This is a genomic window from Streptococcus sp. 2022WUSS083, from assembly GCF_044427155.1.
Classification (GTDB): Bacteria; Bacillota; Bacilli; order Lactobacillales; family Streptococcaceae; genus Streptococcus; species Streptococcus hashimotonensis.
Map to the genome: position 1 here is coordinate 15,884 of NZ_JAOTGK010000006.1, position 16,720 is coordinate 32,603.

Below are 16,720 nucleotides of genomic sequence, written 5' to 3' on the forward strand. Positions count from 1 at the left end.
ATTGTCTTATAGTTTCTTCTTCAATTCTGCCACCCTCATCATGACTTCCATTGGGGTCATATTGTAGATGTCTAGTTTTTCCAGTTCATCGAGGACTGGGTGAGAAGGCGTGTCTGCGAAGAGGTCGATTTGACCAGACGGCTCTTCCACAACTGTCGGAACTGGGTGAGTTGGTGCAGTAGGGGCTTGGTTTTCAAGCGTCTGCAAAATCCGATCTGCCCGCTGCAATAGTTCCTCTGGCATTCCCGCAATCTTAGCCACATGAATCCCGTAGGACTTGTCAGCTGGGCCTTGGGCAATCTTGTGGAGGAAGGTGACTTGGCCGTCCTTCTCCAAGGTCGATACATGGACATTCTCTAGGTGTTCTAAGGTCTGGCTAAGGTCTGTCAACTCATGGTAGTGGGTGGCAAAGAGAGTCTTGGCACCAATCTTGTCGTGGATGTACTCGATGATAGACTGGGCCAGAGCCATGCCGTCATAGGTGGCCGTTCCCCGTCCCAACTCATCAAAGAGGATGAGCGACCGATCTGTCGCCAGACGGACTGCCTTATTGGCCTCCATCATCTCGACCATGAAGGTCGATTGACCACTAACCAAGTCGTCTGCCGCCCCAATTCGGGTGAAAATAGCATCGAAAATCGGTAATTCAGCCTGATCCGCAGGCACATAGGAACCCATCTGCGCCATGATGACGATAACCGCCAACTGCCGCATATAAGTAGACTTACCACTCATGTTTGGACCTGTAATCAGTTGCATATGCGTATCGGTATTCAAGTGAATAGAGTTGGGAATGTAGGTCTGCTTGCCCATGACCTTCTCCACCACCGCATGACGACCACGGTCAATGGTCAGTTCTCTTTGATCTGTGAAGCGTGGACAAACCAAATGTTGCTGCTCCGCCACAACTGCAAAGGCCTGCAAAACATCGATAGTTGCAATGGTCCTAGCCAACTTCTGCAAGCGAGCGATATACTTCTCAACCTCTTGGCGAATCCGCATGAAAATCTCGTACTCCAAATTAGCAGACTTATCACGCGCCTCCAACATCTGCCCTTCGATCTTAGCCAACTCTTCCGTTCCATAGCGCTCCGAGTTTTTCAAGGTCGCCTTACGGAAAAAATGGTCCGGCACATTACCCAAATTGGAATTGGTCACATGGAAATAGTAACCGTCTTTTTTATTGTAATCAATCTTAAGATTGTTGATACCAGACGCTTCACGCTCCTTAGCCTCAATCTCCGCAATCCAACCCGCTCCCTCACGCATGACCAGACGATACTGATCCAGCGTTTCGTCAAAGCCTGTACGGATGATGTTTCCATCTGTGATGGTCCCTTGGGCTTCTGGGTCAATAGCAGAGCTGATGAGAGCGTGTAGTTCTGGGATTGGGTCCAATCCAGCTACCAGATTGCCTAGAGCAGGCTCATTGATTTGTAGCAAGATATTCTTGATTGCTGGGATATTTCCCAGAGTCTGGGAGAGCTGCAAGAGATCCTTGGGCATGGTTTTTCCAAAAGACACCCGACTTGCCAAACGTTCGATGTCATAGACACCTTTTAAAGCCTCGACCAAGTCACTCCGTTCAAAGAAGTAATCCAGAAAAACCTGAACGACAGCCTGACGATTCTCAATCCGCTTAAGATCAATCAAGGGACGATCAATCCATGTCCGCAATAGTCGCATACCCATGGCTGTCTTGGTTTCGTCTAGCAACCAGTACAAACTACCATGCTTCTTGCCTGTCCGACCGTTTTCAAGCAGGTCCAGACTGGACTTGGTTGCATAGTCCATTTGCAGATAGTCCTTGATTTCATAGTGGACCACCTTTTGCAAGTGACTCAGATCTCGCATCTGAGTCCGATGTAGGTAGCTGAGGAGTTTACCTGCCGCAGCCTTTTCCAAGTCTGTCAAGGAGTTGTCAATCAGCTGGACATCTTCCGTCACCTCATCCTCAAAAGAGAGCAGGAGGTTCATCTGGTTCGAAAAGACCTGCTCTTCTTCCTCAGATAAAGCGTAGCCGATGACTAATTCACGTGCCCGTAAATTGCGGATCTCACCGCAAAGACTAGTAAAATCATCCAAACTAGTCACAAAAAACTGACCTGTTGACACATCCATATAAGAAAGTGCGAACTGCACTCCCTGACGGTCAATCGCAACCAAATAGTTACTGTCTGCTCCCATTTTGGACGAGTCTGTTACCGTACCAGGAGTAATGACCTGCACTACTTCTCGCTTGACCACGCCGACTGCCTGCTTAGGATCTTCCATCTGCTCGGCAATTGCGACCTTGTGCCCCAATTCAACAAGTGTGTCGATATACTGTTGTGCCGCGTGATACGGTACCCCCGCCATAGGAATCGGATTTTCCGCATTCTTATTCCGACTGGTCAAGGACAATTCCAAAATCTGCGCCGCTTCTACCGCATCTTTATAAAATAACTCATAAAAGTCTCCCATACGGAAAAGCAAAAAAGCATCTGGATACTGTGCTTTTATATCCAGATACTGCTGCATTCCCGGAGAAATTTTTTCTGTTGCCATCATCTCTCCTTGTTCTAATTCAAATAGTAGTTAATTTCCGCTTCAACTTGCTGAGCCGCTACATCATCTCGACAAATAACTAAAAGTGTATTAGCTCCCGCCAGCGTTCCCAAAATAGTCTCTGGCTTTTCTGCATCAATGATATTGGCCATCAAGGCCGCTTCTCCCAGTTCTGAATGAAGGACCAAAATAAAACTAGCCCTATCTACTTTATACGCATATTGTGCCAATAATTGGATAAAATTCACGCGCTCTTCTTCGATAGCTAAGGAATAAAATGAACGCCCATTTTCATGAATTTTTATCACTCCCAACTCACGTAAATCACGAGACAAGGTTGTCTGGGTTACCACTACCCCTCGCGCCTCTAAACCTTGCTGAATATCCGTTTGTCGCCCTATTTTTTCTTGACGAATCATGGCCTTTATTAAATCATGTCGTCCTGCTTTATTCATCATTTTACCTCAAAATGTATATTTATAGAAATATTATAACACTTTTCCCCGCTATTAGCCTAGAAATGTGTTAAAATAGAATCAATAACTTTGGAGGAAATCCTATATGAATCAAAAACAAGTGATTGCAGAAAGATTGGCTGCCATCCTTCCGAGTTTGGAAGTGGAAGCTATCTACAATCTGCTAGAAAAACCAAAATCATCAGAAATGGGCGATATTGCCTTCCCAGCCTTCTCACTTGCTAAAGTGGAACGCAAGGCTCCACAGGCTATCGCCGCAGACATCGTTGAAAAACTCGATACAACTGGCTTTGAGAAGGTTGTAGCTACCGGTCCTTACGTCAACTTCTTCTTGGACAAGACTGCGATTTCCCACCAAGTCTTGACAGATGTTATTACTGAAAAAGACCAATACGGTAAACTCAACATTGGTCAAGGACGCAATGTAACCATCGACATGTCTAGCCCAAACATTGCTAAACCATTCTCAGTTGGACATTTGCGCTCAACCGTTATCGGTGATGCCCTTGCTAACATCCACGAAAAGCTTGGCTACAAGCCAATCCGCATCAACCACTTGGGTGACTGGGGTAAACAATTTGGTATGTTGATTGTTGCCTACAAACTTTGGGGTGACAAGGCTGCGGTCGAAGCAGACCCAATTTCAGAACTCCTCAAACTCTATGTGCGTATCAACGCTGAAGCGGAAGAAAAGCCTGAGTTGGACGACGAAGCACGTCAATGGTTCAAAAAATTGGAAGATGGCGATCCAGAAGCACACGAGCTATGGCAATGGTTCCGTGATGAAAGCTTGGTTGAATTCAACCGCATCTACGACAAACTCGATGTAACCTTCGACAGCTATAATGGTGAAGCTTTCTACAACGATAAGATGGACGAAGGTATCCAAATCTTAGAAGAAAAAGGACTTCTTCAAGAATCTAAAGGTGCGAGAATCGTTGACCTTGAAAGCTACAATCTTCCACCAGCCCTCATCATGAAAACAGACGGTGCAACACTTTACATCACACGTGACATGGCAACAGCTATGTACCGCAAACGCACTTACGACTTTGTGAAAAGCATCTATGTCGTTGGTCAGGAGCAAATCAACCACTTCAAACAGCTCAAGGCTGTCTTGAAAGAAATGGATTTCGACTGGAGCGACGATATGACCCACATCACCTTCGGTCTGGTTACCAAGGACAAGAAAAAGCTCTCCACTCGTAAAGGAAACATTATCCTACTCGAGCCAACTCTAGATGAAGCTATTTCACGCGCCCTTACTCAAATCGAAGCTAAAAACCCTGACCTTGAAAACAAGGAAGAAGTGGCACACGCAGTTGGTGTAGGCGCTGTTAAGTTCTACGACCTCAAAACCGACCGTGACAACGGCTACGACTTCGACCTAGAAGCTATGGTTTCCTTCGAGGGCGAAACAGGTCCTTACGTACAATACGCATACGCCCGCATCCAGTCTATCCTGCGCAAAGCCAACTTTGTACCAAGCGCAGAAAATGACTACAAACTAGCTGACGCAGAAAGCTGGGAAATCATCAAGCACATCCAAAACTTCTCAAACGTTGTAGAACGTGCTGGTGACAAATTTGACCCATCTCTCATCGCTAAATATGCTATCAACCTAGCTCAAGCCTTCAACAAGTACTACGCACATACTCGTATCTTGGATGAAAGCCCAGAGCGTGACAGCCGTCTAGCACTTGCCTACGCAACAGGACTTGTCCTCAAAGAAGCTCTACGTCTTCTCGGCGTAAAAGCACCAGAAAAAATGTAATCAAAGCCTTCGGCCATCAGCCGAGGCTTTTTTTCTACCACATTGCCCACTATCGTTTCCGATTCCTTATCACAACAACTCCTTATGCCAAATAAAAATCAAAAAGATTCATTTCAATTACGAATATATAGATGGGAGGTACACGTGATGCCTCTACATCTACTACACAAGGAGAAATAATGAAAACATTCTTGAAAAGAAAAGGAATCGCCTGTCAGCTTCTAGCCGCCATTTTTATTGTCGGTATCAATTTACAATCCCCACCTTCAGCCTCAGCCAATGCAAGAGGAGATGACTATCCCTACACAGCAGTTGATGCAGTCGATCCATGGAGACTCTACACACGCCAGTGCACCTCCTTTGTAGCCTTTCGACTTAGCACTGTTAACGGTTTCACATTGCCACCTGCCTATGGTGATGCCAATGTTTGGGGCCATCGTGCCAAACAAGAAGGTTATCAAGTTAATATGACACCTGCTGTCGGAGCCGTTGCCTGGTGGGAAACTCCCATGCATGTCGCATGGGTTTCTGCAGTAAATGGAGATACCGTAGAGATTGAGGAATACAACTACGGTGTTCGCTATACCTACGGAAGGCGAGTTATCCCCAAAAATGCCGTTAGCGGCTACATTCATTTTAAAAACCTCGGAGCGGGAACAACCAACTCTCAACCCGCCTTAGCCCCAAGCGGCACCTATACCTTTACCAGCCAACTGGCCATCAAATCTCAAGCTAGTCTATCTAGTCCTACCCTCGATTACTATTATGCTGGCGAAAGCGTCCGCTACGACAAGGTTCTCGAAGCCGACGGACAACGCTGGATTAGCTATATCAGCTATTCTGGAGCTCGGCGCTATATCGCCATCCAGCCTACCATTACTCAATCTACAAACAACAGCCTACCAGCATCAGGTAGCTATACCATCCAGTCCTACTCTAGTGTCCGCAACAATCCAAGTCTGTCTAGTCCTGAAATCACCTTCTACGGAGCTGGCTCAGTCGTTCGCTATGATAAAGTTATTACTGCCGAAGGTCGCACATGGATTAGCTATATCAGTTACTCAGGTGCTCGACGCTACATCGCCATCTCCTGATCACAAAAAAAGGCAAAATTTAAAAGCACAATCTTTTTAGACTGTGCTTTTTCATTAAATATCTGTCGAATTAATAGCTGTGCTCGGTTTTTCTTTCGGTTTACGCAGATGGAAGAAAATAGTTACCCCAAAATAGATGGCAAATAGGACAACTCGAATAATATAATTCATCATTGCCTGCGCCTCTACTGACTGACGCATAACTGAATCCGTATAAATTTGACTCAACCCTTTCTCACCAATAAAAGCATAGGTCGAAAATAGGAGAGTTACAAAAAGATAACCCAGGTAGGTATAAGAAGCCTGCTCATTTTTCTTGAGGAAAAGCAGCACAATCGTCGCAATCACAGCAAGTAATAACACAACTGCAAATGCCTTATTGACAAGATTCGTCTGGAAATTGATAGATTCTCTCATGTAGGTAAAATATGCCTCATCAATCCCCTCAACATTAAAATTCTGCAACAATTGACGCACAACCGCCTCATCGTACTTCGCAAAAAATATATTAAAGCCACGCAATACGCTCGCAATAGATGACAGCACAACAAAAATATACAAATGAATTGGTCTTTTCATAATAGCCTCCTTTTTTCTATATTTTATACTCATATTTTTGTATTGTCAATCATATATTTCATTTGACTACAAATATAATTTTGTTATACTAAGTTCAAAGGAGGAAAGCTCATGAAGAAATTGCCCACCTATATCGGAGTGATTATTTTTGTAGTTACTCTACTGATTAACTGGTTATTGCCAAGTCTTGCTAAAGTGCTGAATACATTTTTCATTTGGACTATCGTAGCCTGCCTACTCTACACCATCTACTACTGGATTCGCTACTGGCTCTATGTCCGTAAACAGAGATAACAAAGACTCCTCTAAGTTAGCTGCTTAGAGGAGTTCATTTTATTCTGACTTTTCATCAACCAAATGCACATTAACCCGACGATAGGTTTCTGTAAGGTCTAGCAATTCCGCTTCAATCTCTGGTGTCAATTGATCTGCCGTCATTCTCCAAGTCCAGTTACCACCAAGCGTATTTGGCAAGTTCATGCGAGCTGAACCATCCAAACCAAGTAGGTCCTGCATAGTAGCCACCGCCATAAAGGCAGGCGAACCAAAGAGCAGGCGGAAAAGAGCATGACTGACCGTTTCGCCCTCACGACGATTGCTGTACTTATCTAAGAATGCACGCGATTCTTTCGTTGTTTCATTTTCGTACCAGCCAAGAATCGTATCATTATCATGGGTTCCCGTATATGCCACCACATTATTAGGATGGTTATGTGGCATTTCAATGCTGTCGCCCTCAGGGTCAAAGGCAAATTGCAGGACTTTCATACCAGGAAAACCTGTCGTATCACGTAATTGGATGACCTTATCTGTCACAGAGCCCAAATCCTCAGCTATGATATTTAAATCACCAAGTTCACGCTTGATTGTATCAAATAATTCAAAACCTGGTGCTTCGACACGATAGCCATTTACAGCTGTTTCTTCACCCGCTGGAATTTCCCAGAAGGAGGCAAAGCCGATAAAGTGGTCGATACGTACCATATCGTATATCTTAAAGGATTCACGTAAACGAGCAACCCACCAAGTAAATCCGTCATGCTTCATCGCTTCCCAATCATAAATCGGATTGCCCCAAAGCTGACCAATTTCCGAAAAGGCATCTGGCGGACAGCCTGCAACCACACTCGGCTTGCCTTCTTCATCCGTTTTAAAGAAATGTGGATTAGCCCACATATCGGCAGAATCAGCCGCGATATAAATCGGCATATCCCCAACAAACTCAACACCTTTGGCATTGGCGTAAGCCTTTAAAGCCTTCCATTGTGAAAAGAATAAATATTGTGTAATACGGTGATAATCGATTCGATCTGCCAACAAGTGACGATAATATTCCAAGGTATCGTAGTAACGTAAGCGCGCCCCTTGATCTTCCCATTCTGTCCAAGGTTTGAGATCAAAATGCTCTTTTATAGCCATATACTCCGCAAAGGTATGAATCCAAAAGTCATTCTCCCCTAAGAACATCCAATAATCTTCTGGCAGGCCTTGTGCCTTCATGTTGGCAACTGCCTTCTCCAGTAATGGACGGCGAGCATAAAAAATGGCTGCGTAATCTACCTCTGTAGGATTCTGCCCAAACTCAACACCTTGTAAATCCTCTGCTGCCAGCCAGCCTTTCTCAATCAATATATCGAAATCAATAAAATGAGTATTCCCTGCAAAAGCTGAAAATGACTGGTAAGGAGAATCTCCATAACTGGTTGTTCCCAAAGGTAAGATTTGCCAATAGCGTTGCTTAGTTCTTACCAAAAAATCAACAAATTCATAGGCCGATTGTCCCATGGAACCAATTCCATATTTTCCTGGTAATGATGAAATGTGCATCAGCACACCACTCTGTCTTACTTTCATAAGCTCTCCTATCTAATCCGCTTACATGACGCAAACGTTTTCTCTCTTTCATTATATACTGAAAACGGTAACAAATCAAGGGATTTTCCTTTAATTCTGTTCGTTCCTATACCATTCCATATTTCTTTTCATTATATATACAAAAAAATTCTTATGTTTTTTAAAACTCAAAAAAATTTTTAATTTTTTTTATAAAAACGCTTGCAAACGGATTCAATCTGGTGTATAATGAAGTCAACTTAGGAAAACGTTTGCGCAAAGCAGACGTCACACAAAACTATTTATCTTCGGAGGGAAGAAAATGAAACACAATCTCCTTAAGAGCGTTGCTCTTCTTGCTGCATCAACTGCTGTTTTGGCTGCTTGCTCAAACTCAGGTTCATCAACAGAGGCATCTAAGTCTGCTGAAGGTAGCAAAGAATTGACTGTCTACGTTGACCAAGGTTATGAATCTTATATCAACGACGTCAAAGCTGACTTCGAAAAAGAAAATGGTGTGACTGTTACAGTTAAAACTGGTGATGCTTTGACTGGTTTGGATAACTTGTCATTGGATAACCAATCTGGTTCAGCTCCAGACGTTATGATGGCACCATACGACCGTGTAGGTAGCCTTGGTTCTGAAGGTCAATTATCTGAATTGACACTTGCAGATGATAGCAAAGCAGATGAGACAACAACAGCTCTTGTAACAAACGGTGGTAAAGTTTACGGTTCACCAGCAGTTATCGAGACACTTGTTCTTTACTACAACAAAGACTTGTTGACTGAAGCTCCTAAGACATTTGAAGAACTTGAAACACTTGCTAAAGATAGCAAATATGCCTTTGAAGGAGAAGCTGGTAAAACAACTGCCTTCCTTGCTGACTGGACAAACTTCTACTACACTTACGGACTTCTAGCTGGTTACGGTGGCTACGTATTTGGTGAAAACGGTACTGATCCAAAAGACATCGGTCTTGCTAACGAAGGCGCAATCCAAGCGATTGAATACGCTAAAACTTGGTATGAAAAATGGCCTCAAGGTCTTCAAGACGGTACTGCTGCAAACAACTTGATTAACACTCAATTTACAGACGGTAAAGCAGCTGCTATCATCGAAGGACCTTGGAAAGCAGCTTCATATAAAGAAGCTGGTGTAAACTATGGTGTAGCAACAATCCCAACTCTTGTAAACGGTAAAAACTACTCAGCATTCGGTGGTGGTAAAGCGTGGATTGTTCCTACAGGCGCTAAAAACCAAGAAATGGCTCAAAAATTTGTTGACTTCTTGACTGCTACAGACCAACAAAAAGCACTTTACGACGCTACAAACGAAGTTCCAGCTAACACTGAAGCTCGTGAATATGCTGTAAGCAAAAACGACGAATTGACAACTGCAGTTATCAACCAGTTCGCTTCAGCTCAACCAATGCCAAACATCTCAGAAATGGGTTCAGTTTGGACACCAGCTGGTAACATGCTCTTCGAAGCTGCAAGTGGTGCAAAAGACGCTAAAACTGCTGCAACAGACGCTGTGAAAGCTATTGCAGACGAAATTGCTCAAAAACACAGCAACTAGTCAAGTTTAAAGTTGGACTGGGAGTTCCTCCCAGTCTACTTTATTACTTAACGATAAACTGAATAGATAAAATCTACCATCTATTCAGAAGCTATATAAGGAGACTATGACTATGAAACAAAATCCAGGTAAGGCACTCCTTTTGTCCCTGATCCCTGGTCTCGGACAAATCTACAATAAACAAAAAGCCAAAGGATACATCTTTTTGGGTGTTACCCTTGCCTTCCTTGTTTATTTTATTGCTATTGCAGCTGGTGAATTAGGCAACTTGATTACCCTCGGTAGTGTTCGTGGACAAGATAATTCACTATTCATGCTGATTCGCGGTTCTTTCCATTTGATTATCACGGTTGTCTATCTCGCTTTCTATGCACTCAACCTAAAAGATGCACGTGATACCGCGAAACGATGGAATTCAGGGATGCCAGTGGCTACCACATTAAAAGAAATGGTAAAAGGTATCTATGAGAATGGTTTCCCATATCTCTTGATTATCCCATCATATATTGCGATGACCTTTGCTATCATCTTCCCAGTTGTCGTTACATTGTTTATCGCCTTTACAAACTACGATTTCAAACACCTGCCACCAAGCGCATTGTTGGATTGGATTGGTATTACTAACTTTACAAACATCTGGAAACTAAGCACATTCCGTACCGCATTTGGTTCTGTACTTGGCTGGACAATTATCTGGGCACTCTGTGCTTCAACAGCTCAAATTGTTATCGGTATCTTGACAGCCATCATCGCAAATCAGCCATTCATCAAAGGAAAACGTATCTTCGGTGTTATCTTCTTGCTCCCATGGGCTGTTCCTGCCTTCGTAACTATCTTGACTTTTAGTAACATGTTCAACGATAGTGTCGGTGCCATTAACACACAGGTATTGCCATTCCTGAGCAAATTCCTACCATTCATCGATAATTTCCTTATCCCTTGGAAGACCGATCCATTCTGGACTAAAGTTGCTCTCATTATGATGCAGGCTTGGCTTGGTTTCCCTTATATCTATGTTTTAACCTTGGGTATTTTGCAATCCATTCCAAACGACTTGTACGAAGCTGCTTACATTGATGGTGCAAGTGCCATTCAAAAATTCCGTAACATCACCCTTCCGATGATTTTAGCAGTAGCAGCTCCAACACTAATCAGTCAATACACCTTCAACTTCAACAACTTCTCTATCATCTACCTCTTCAACAATGGTGGTCCTGGTAGCGTCGGTGGTGGAGCAGGTTCAACTGACATCTTGATTTCATGGATTTATAAATTAACCACAGGTACATCACCTCAATACTCAATGGCGGCAGCAGTTACATTGATTATCTCAATGATTGTCATCAGTATTTCCATGATCGCCTTCAAAAAACTAAATGCTTTTGAAATGGAGGATGTATAAGATGAAAGTATCTGTAAAATTTAGACGTAGAATCAATCAGACCTTAACCTATCTCTATCTGATTGTTCTGTCTGTTATCATCATCTATCCTCTCTTGATTACAATCATGTCCGCCTTCAAGTCTGGTAACGTGGTTGCCTTCAAATTGGATAGCAATATCAACTTTACACTAGACAATTTCAGCAAGCTCTTTAGCGAGACTCTATACGGAACCTGGTACCTCAATACGCTTATCATTGCTCTCTTGACAATGGTTATTCAAACAAGTATAGTGGTACTAGCGGGTTACGCTTATAGTCGCTATAACTTCATCGCTCGTAAGCAGAGTTTGGTTTTCTTCTTGATTATCCAAATGGTACCAACCATGGCTGCTCTTACCGCCTTCTTCGTTATGGCCCTCATGCTCAATGCGCTCAACCAAAGCTGGTTCCTCATCTTCCTTTATGTCGGTGGTGGTATCCCAATGAACGCTTGGCTCATGAAAGGCTACTTCGATACGGTGCCAATCTCACTTGATGAATCTGCAAAACTAGACGGTGCCGGTCACTTCAGACGTTTCTGGCAAATCGTCCTCCCACTCGTTCGTCCAATGATTGCTGTACAAGCGCTCTGGGCCTTCATGGGACCTTTTGGAGATTACATCCTATCCAAATTCTTGCTTCGTGAAAAAGAATTCTATACTGTAGCTGTCGGCCTTCAAACCTTCATCAGTGATGTGAAAAACATGAAGATTGCCTACTTTGCGGCAGGTGCCATTCTTATTGCCCTCCCTATCAGTATCCTATTCTTCTTCCTACAAAAGAACTTTGTATCTGGTTTAACAAGCGGTGGCGACAAGGGATAACCCTGTCCCACCTTTTCCCTTTTCAGGGGAAACATTGATATTTATGAAAGGTCCAACGAATGCTCCCATATCCTTTTTCCTATTTTTCTAGTATCTTCTCTCCAAGAAATATGTTTGCCAATCGTAGACTAATGAACCTTTGGCAACGGTTGTTTACAACGCTTTTTTTAGTGGCGCTCTTGCTCATTCCGAGCTCCCTACAGACTGTCAATCTCGAAACCTATCCTTTAGAAAATTTCGTAGAAGGTATCTATTCACCTCTGACAGATCAGGTCGTAGATGACCTCCGTCAACATGCAGTCATCGAAAACAACCACCTAACCTATACTGGAAATACTAACTGGGAGCAAGTGACATTTGGTGATACCGTTAGCTCTAGTTCTGACTTTACTTATCAATTTGCCAATCAGTCTCTGACTATTCGTAAAGGAAGTGATATTCTAAGCGAATTGACTTATGAAGGGTTGAATACTGACGATTTTACTAGTAAGGAGACATTAACTGCAGCCATCTCTAAAAAATGGTATCAAGCCAACCGAGCAGCTGTCGGACTGTCCATCACTCTTATTTCGACCTTTATTTTAACAACAAACCTACTCTTCATCTTACTAGGAGCCAGCTTCTTCCTCTTTTTGACTAAAAAGTCTCGTTTCTTCCATTTTGAAACATTTGCAGAGTGCTATAATTTTGCTCTCAACTGTCTGGGCCTGCCTACTCTTATAGCCTGTCTAATTGGACTATTTGGTCAACCTGTGACTACCCTTCTAACCATACAAAATATCCTATTTGTGCTATGCTTGTTATGGGTATTTTTCAAAACAAAATTCAGAGATGAAATTTAGGAGGTCTATATGCGTGCAACCATCAAAGATGTGGCTAAATTAGCTGGTGTCTCGCCATCTACAGTTACTCGTGTCATTCAAAATAGCTCTGCCATTAGCCAAAAAACGAAAGACTTGGTGCGGAAAGCCATGGCGGATCTCAACTACCATCCAAACCTCAACGCTCGAAGCCTAGTTTCTAGCTATACACAGGTTATCGGACTGGTTTTGCCAGATGACTCGGATGTTTTCTATCAAAACCCCTTCTTCCCTACTGCCTTACGAGGAATTTCTCAAGTTGCAGCAGATCATAATTATGCCATCCAAATCTCCACAGGAAAGAATGAAGAACAGCGTCTAGAAGCGATTTCTCAGATGGTCTACGGCAAACGAGTGGATGGACTCATCTTCCTCTATTCCAAGCCCGACGATCCATTGGTACAATTGGCTATCCAACACAAATTCCCCTTCCTCATTCTTGGTAAGGCGGATTCTCCATTCATATCACTAGTTGATAATGATAATATCCAGGCCGGATTTGAAGCTACCAACTACTTCATCAATAAAGGTTACAAAAACATTGCCTTCGTCGCTGGTAACAAAGAGTTGGTCGTATCTCAAGACCGTTATACAGGTTACAAGAACGCCCTTAAATCGCACAATATTCCCCTGGATGAAAACAAGGTCAAGTTTGTGTCTGGCTTCCTTCTCGAAGACAGTGCCTACAAAATTTCTAAGAAATTACTCAAACAAGACCTGGATGCAATCGTCACAACCGACACTTCCGTTGCCGAAGGTGTTGTCAAATATCTCAACGAAGTCGGAGTCAAACTTCCTATCATTTCTTTCGACTCCGTCAAGCCAAAACTAGATATTGAAGCCTACGTTGACGTCCACGCTATTAAACTAGGACGTGTCGCATTCAATACTCTCCACCAAATCATCAATGACAACAAGGAAGACAAGCAAGTCTGCTACCGACGTGTCATTCCACATACCATTACCGAACTCTAACTTAGAAAGGAGCCTTTTGGCTCATGGCATTACGACAATTCCAAGCATTCCTTGATGATGTAGCAACTATTCGCTTGGTCATGGAAAAACGATTCGACTCCGAACATATGAGCTTCTCACTCGAATCAAATGATGCTACGTCTCAACTTTTTATCCATTCCTGTCTAGAAGCAGATAATCTCGTTATCTATTATCTAACCAGCCTCCATGCATTGACATTGGACAAGGACTATACCATCTACGACCAGGACCGTAATAAAGCTGAACTCGGCTATGGTCATATCGTTCGCTCGACACTTTTTGAACAAAGTTATACATACAATGGGCAAGACTTGGGAGCAACCTATCGACCAGAGGCAACAACCTTTAAGTTATGGGCACCTATTTCTAAGCAAGTTTTTCTTGTTCTAGAAGGAAACCCATATGCAATGACTAAGGGAGCAAAAGGAGTTTGGGAAATTACTGTTGAAGGAGACCTAGAAGCGTACAGCTATCACTATCTCCACAAAGTAAACGGTGAATGGATTTCCGTTCACGATCCCTACGCCCTGTCTTCCACAGCCAACTCAGGTGACAGCTACGTTATCAATCCAGATAAACTTCATAAAATCCGTCGTGCTAAGACCCAACGACCTATCTCTCAGTCCATTATCTATGAAATGAGCGTCCGTGATTTCTCATGGCAAAAAGAAGCTGGTTTCAAGCATCGCAGTCAATTTCTCGGATTGACAGAGTCTCCTACCATGGATGGCATGAAGCTAGGAATGGATTACATCAGAGAACTAGGCGTTACCCATATTCAATTATTGCCTGTTTATGATTTTGGCAGTGTGGATGAAAATAAACCCCAAGCTGTTTACAACTGGGGCTACGACCCTATGCAATACAATCTGCCAGAAGGTTCCTATTCTAGCCAACCAAACGATCCTTACGCACGTATTCTAGAGCTACAAGAAGCTATCCAGGCCTACCATGATGCAGATATTTCAGTTATTATGGACGTTGTTTACAACCACGTCTATCATGCTGAAAAGTACGCATTTGAGCTCATCGTTCCAGGCTACTTCTATCGCTATGATGACCACGGCATGCGAACAGACGGGACATTCTGCGGTAACGACGTTGCCAGCGAGCGCAGTATGGTCCGCAACTACATCAAACAATCCCTTCGCCAATGGCTAGAACTCTATGGTTTTGATGGCTTCCGTTTCGACCTTATGGGTATTTTAGATAGCGAAACAATCAACCAGATTCAAACTGAATTATCTGCCATTCACCCAAATGTCTACCTCTATGGTGAAGGATGGAAAATGGCAACAGGCCTCGAATTTGAAAAGCTGGCTCACCAGTACAATGCGGAGCAGTTACCTGAAATCAGCTTCTTCAATGACGACTACCGTGATACCTTTAAGAAACTCTTGCTCAATCCAAACCGTCTAGTAGATAAGCAATTGCACGAAAAGGTACAACATCTCCTGACTGGTAGCCGATTAAGCCATTTCTTAACGCCTCAACAGTCCCTTAACTACATCGAATGCCATGATAATGCTACAGCATTTGACTATTTCCATATTGAGAATCCAAACTGGACACCTCAACAGCAAAAACGTGCTGCAAGTTTTGGTCTCCAGCTCATCTTAATCTCTCAGGGTATGGCCTTCATTCACAGCGGACAGGAATTTTTCCGTACAAAAGATGAAATAGATAATACTTACAATGTCCCTGACCGTATCAACCGTCTGGACTGGACACGAGCTATTCGCTATAAGGAACATATCGAATTCATTCAGGAATTAATTACCTTCCGTAAAAATAATCCAATACTCAGCCAGGATAACTACGAAAGTATCCAAGAAACTTGTGATTTCTACTGGTTAACTGAATATGTTCTTCGCTATCAAGTGACAAGTGAAGAAAAGACCATTCAATTTATCATCAACTTTGCGGATAGCGACTTTACCTATGAACGTGAAAAAGATAAGACAGTTCTCTACAACTATCCTCCAGTCGAAGAGCGTGATCAGCAAGAAATCACAATTGCAGGACAGAGTATTTGCATTTTAGAAGACAAATAGGACTTTAGACCGATGAAACACGATATAGTCTGAGGTATACTATAGTCAATCCTAAATATTTTTCATAATCTCCTTAAAACTCACTGGTCACACTGGTGAGTTTTTTTGTGTGACAAAAAAACAACCCAGCATAAAGCTGAGTTGAGGCTCTTTACATCAATTCCATTATCTTCCGACCAATGCGTTCAATGTCATTCTGCATCCCTCTAAGTTCAAAGGTGTCTATAACAGGAAAATTAAATCGCTCAGCATATTGCTTAGCAGTCAGACAATATTGGTTGTTAAAATTGCGGTTGCCTGAGCCAACGACACCCAGACAGAGCTCTGCATTGGTCCCCAAAGCGATAAAATCTCCGAGGGGATTGGTCAGAATTTCCACATCTCCGTTGTCCACTCCATTTCCACCTTCTAAGTAGGTTGGTAAAAAGGCGACAAAGGGTGCTTCTAGCTGATAGAAAGGAATATCCCGCTTGACCAAATCTTTAACATGGACCAGTTCAACCTCCCAGTCAGTTTGAAATTGGAAAAAGGACTTTAGGCGTTTCACAAAACTTTCTGTATTGCCACTCAAACTAATGTAAACCAAATATATTTTCTTCTTCATACATTTCCTCTTTATAATAAAAACACTACATGTAGACTGTAAATACTATTTTACTCCTACATGTAGTGTTTGTCA

The 16,720-nt window shown here is 42.9% G+C and carries 14 protein-coding genes; 9 read left to right on the forward strand and 5 right to left on the reverse strand.

Going from position 1 to position 16,720, the window contains the following annotated elements; genetic code table 11:
• Positions 1–6: 6 nt before the first annotated feature.
• Together mutS and argR are read right to left on the reverse strand one after the other, a co-directional pair.
• The gene (mutS, locus tag ODU41_RS08630; RefSeq protein WP_398578907.1) at positions 7–2,547 is read right to left on the reverse strand and encodes a DNA mismatch repair protein MutS; all 2,541 of its coding nucleotides are present in this window, start codon (positions 2,545–2,547) and stop codon (positions 7–9) included.
• 14 nt (positions 2,548–2,561) lie between these two features.
• Complete coding sequence (gene argR / locus ODU41_RS08635; protein ID WP_002937036.1) at positions 2,562–3,002, reverse strand: arginine repressor; 441 nt, start codon at positions 3,000–3,002, stop codon at positions 2,562–2,564.
• A 106-nt stretch (positions 3,003–3,108) separates the two neighbouring features.
• Here argR and argS point away from each other — a divergent pair, with 106 nt between their 5' ends.
• Together argS and ODU41_RS08645 are read left to right on the forward strand one after the other, a co-directional pair.
• Positions 3,109–4,797 carry an arginine--tRNA ligase gene (gene argS / locus ODU41_RS08640; protein WP_398578908.1) on the forward strand — a complete coding sequence of 563 codons (1,689 nt, stop codon included), beginning with the start codon at positions 3,109–3,111 and terminating at the stop codon, positions 4,795–4,797.
• A 179-nt stretch (positions 4,798–4,976) separates the two neighbouring features.
• Entirely contained in the window at positions 4,977–5,891 is a 915-nt protein-coding gene (locus tag ODU41_RS08645) for an SH3 domain-containing protein (protein ID WP_398578909.1), read from the forward strand.
• A gap of 54 nt (positions 5,892–5,945) precedes the next feature.
• Here the strand turns inward: ODU41_RS08645 and ODU41_RS08650 are convergent, their stop codons facing one another.
• Positions 5,946–6,470 carry a membrane protein gene (locus ODU41_RS08650; RefSeq protein ID WP_024376210.1) on the reverse strand — a complete coding sequence of 175 codons (525 nt, stop codon included), beginning with the start codon at positions 6,468–6,470 and terminating at the stop codon, positions 5,946–5,948.
• Between the two features lie 111 nt (positions 6,471–6,581).
• Here ODU41_RS08650 and ODU41_RS08655 point away from each other — a divergent pair, with 111 nt between their 5' ends.
• The gene (locus ODU41_RS08655) at positions 6,582–6,764 is read left to right on the forward strand and encodes a hypothetical protein (protein WP_015647552.1); all 183 of its coding nucleotides are present in this window, start codon (positions 6,582–6,584) and stop codon (positions 6,762–6,764) included.
• A gap of 39 nt (positions 6,765–6,803) precedes the next feature.
• Here ODU41_RS08655 and malQ read toward each other — a convergent pair whose 3' ends face one another.
• Positions 6,804–8,324 carry a 4-alpha-glucanotransferase gene (gene malQ, locus ODU41_RS08660; protein ID WP_105115338.1) on the reverse strand — a complete coding sequence of 507 codons (1,521 nt, stop codon included), beginning with the start codon at positions 8,322–8,324 and terminating at the stop codon, positions 6,804–6,806.
• Positions 8,325–8,625: 301 nt separating this feature from the next.
• Between malQ and ODU41_RS08665 the strand changes: the two genes are divergently transcribed.
• From ODU41_RS08665 to pulA, 6 genes are all read left to right on the forward strand, one after another.
• The gene (locus ODU41_RS08665) at positions 8,626–9,885 is read left to right on the forward strand and encodes an extracellular solute-binding protein (RefSeq protein ID WP_398578910.1); all 1,260 of its coding nucleotides are present in this window, start codon (positions 8,626–8,628) and stop codon (positions 9,883–9,885) included.
• A gap of 106 nt (positions 9,886–9,991) precedes the next feature.
• The gene (locus ODU41_RS08670; protein ID WP_009911009.1) at positions 9,992–11,287 is read left to right on the forward strand and encodes a sugar ABC transporter permease; all 1,296 of its coding nucleotides are present in this window, start codon (positions 9,992–9,994) and stop codon (positions 11,285–11,287) included.
• Between the two features lies 1 nt (position 11,288).
• Entirely contained in the window at positions 11,289–12,131 is an 843-nt protein-coding gene (locus ODU41_RS08675; RefSeq protein ID WP_024384271.1) for a sugar ABC transporter permease, read from the forward strand.
• Between the two features lie 131 nt (positions 12,132–12,262).
• The gene (locus tag ODU41_RS08680) at positions 12,263–12,973 is read left to right on the forward strand and encodes a hypothetical protein (protein ID WP_230333840.1); all 711 of its coding nucleotides are present in this window, start codon (positions 12,263–12,265) and stop codon (positions 12,971–12,973) included.
• Between the two features lie 9 nt (positions 12,974–12,982).
• The gene (locus ODU41_RS08685; protein WP_002936122.1) at positions 12,983–13,966 is read left to right on the forward strand and encodes a LacI family DNA-binding transcriptional regulator; all 984 of its coding nucleotides are present in this window, start codon (positions 12,983–12,985) and stop codon (positions 13,964–13,966) included.
• 23 nt (positions 13,967–13,989) lie between these two features.
• Positions 13,990–16,041, forward strand: a complete 2,052-nt coding sequence (gene pulA, locus ODU41_RS08690; RefSeq protein ID WP_398578911.1) for a type I pullulanase — start codon at positions 13,990–13,992, stop codon at positions 16,039–16,041.
• Between the two features lie 151 nt (positions 16,042–16,192).
• On the opposite strand, the gene nrdI is transcribed toward pulA, so the two are convergent.
• Positions 16,193–16,645 (reverse strand): class Ib ribonucleoside-diphosphate reductase assembly flavoprotein NrdI, encoded by a 453-nt coding sequence (nrdI, locus tag ODU41_RS08695; protein ID WP_398578912.1) that lies wholly within the window; start codon positions 16,643–16,645, stop codon positions 16,193–16,195.
• Between the last annotated feature and the right edge of the window lie 75 nt (positions 16,646–16,720).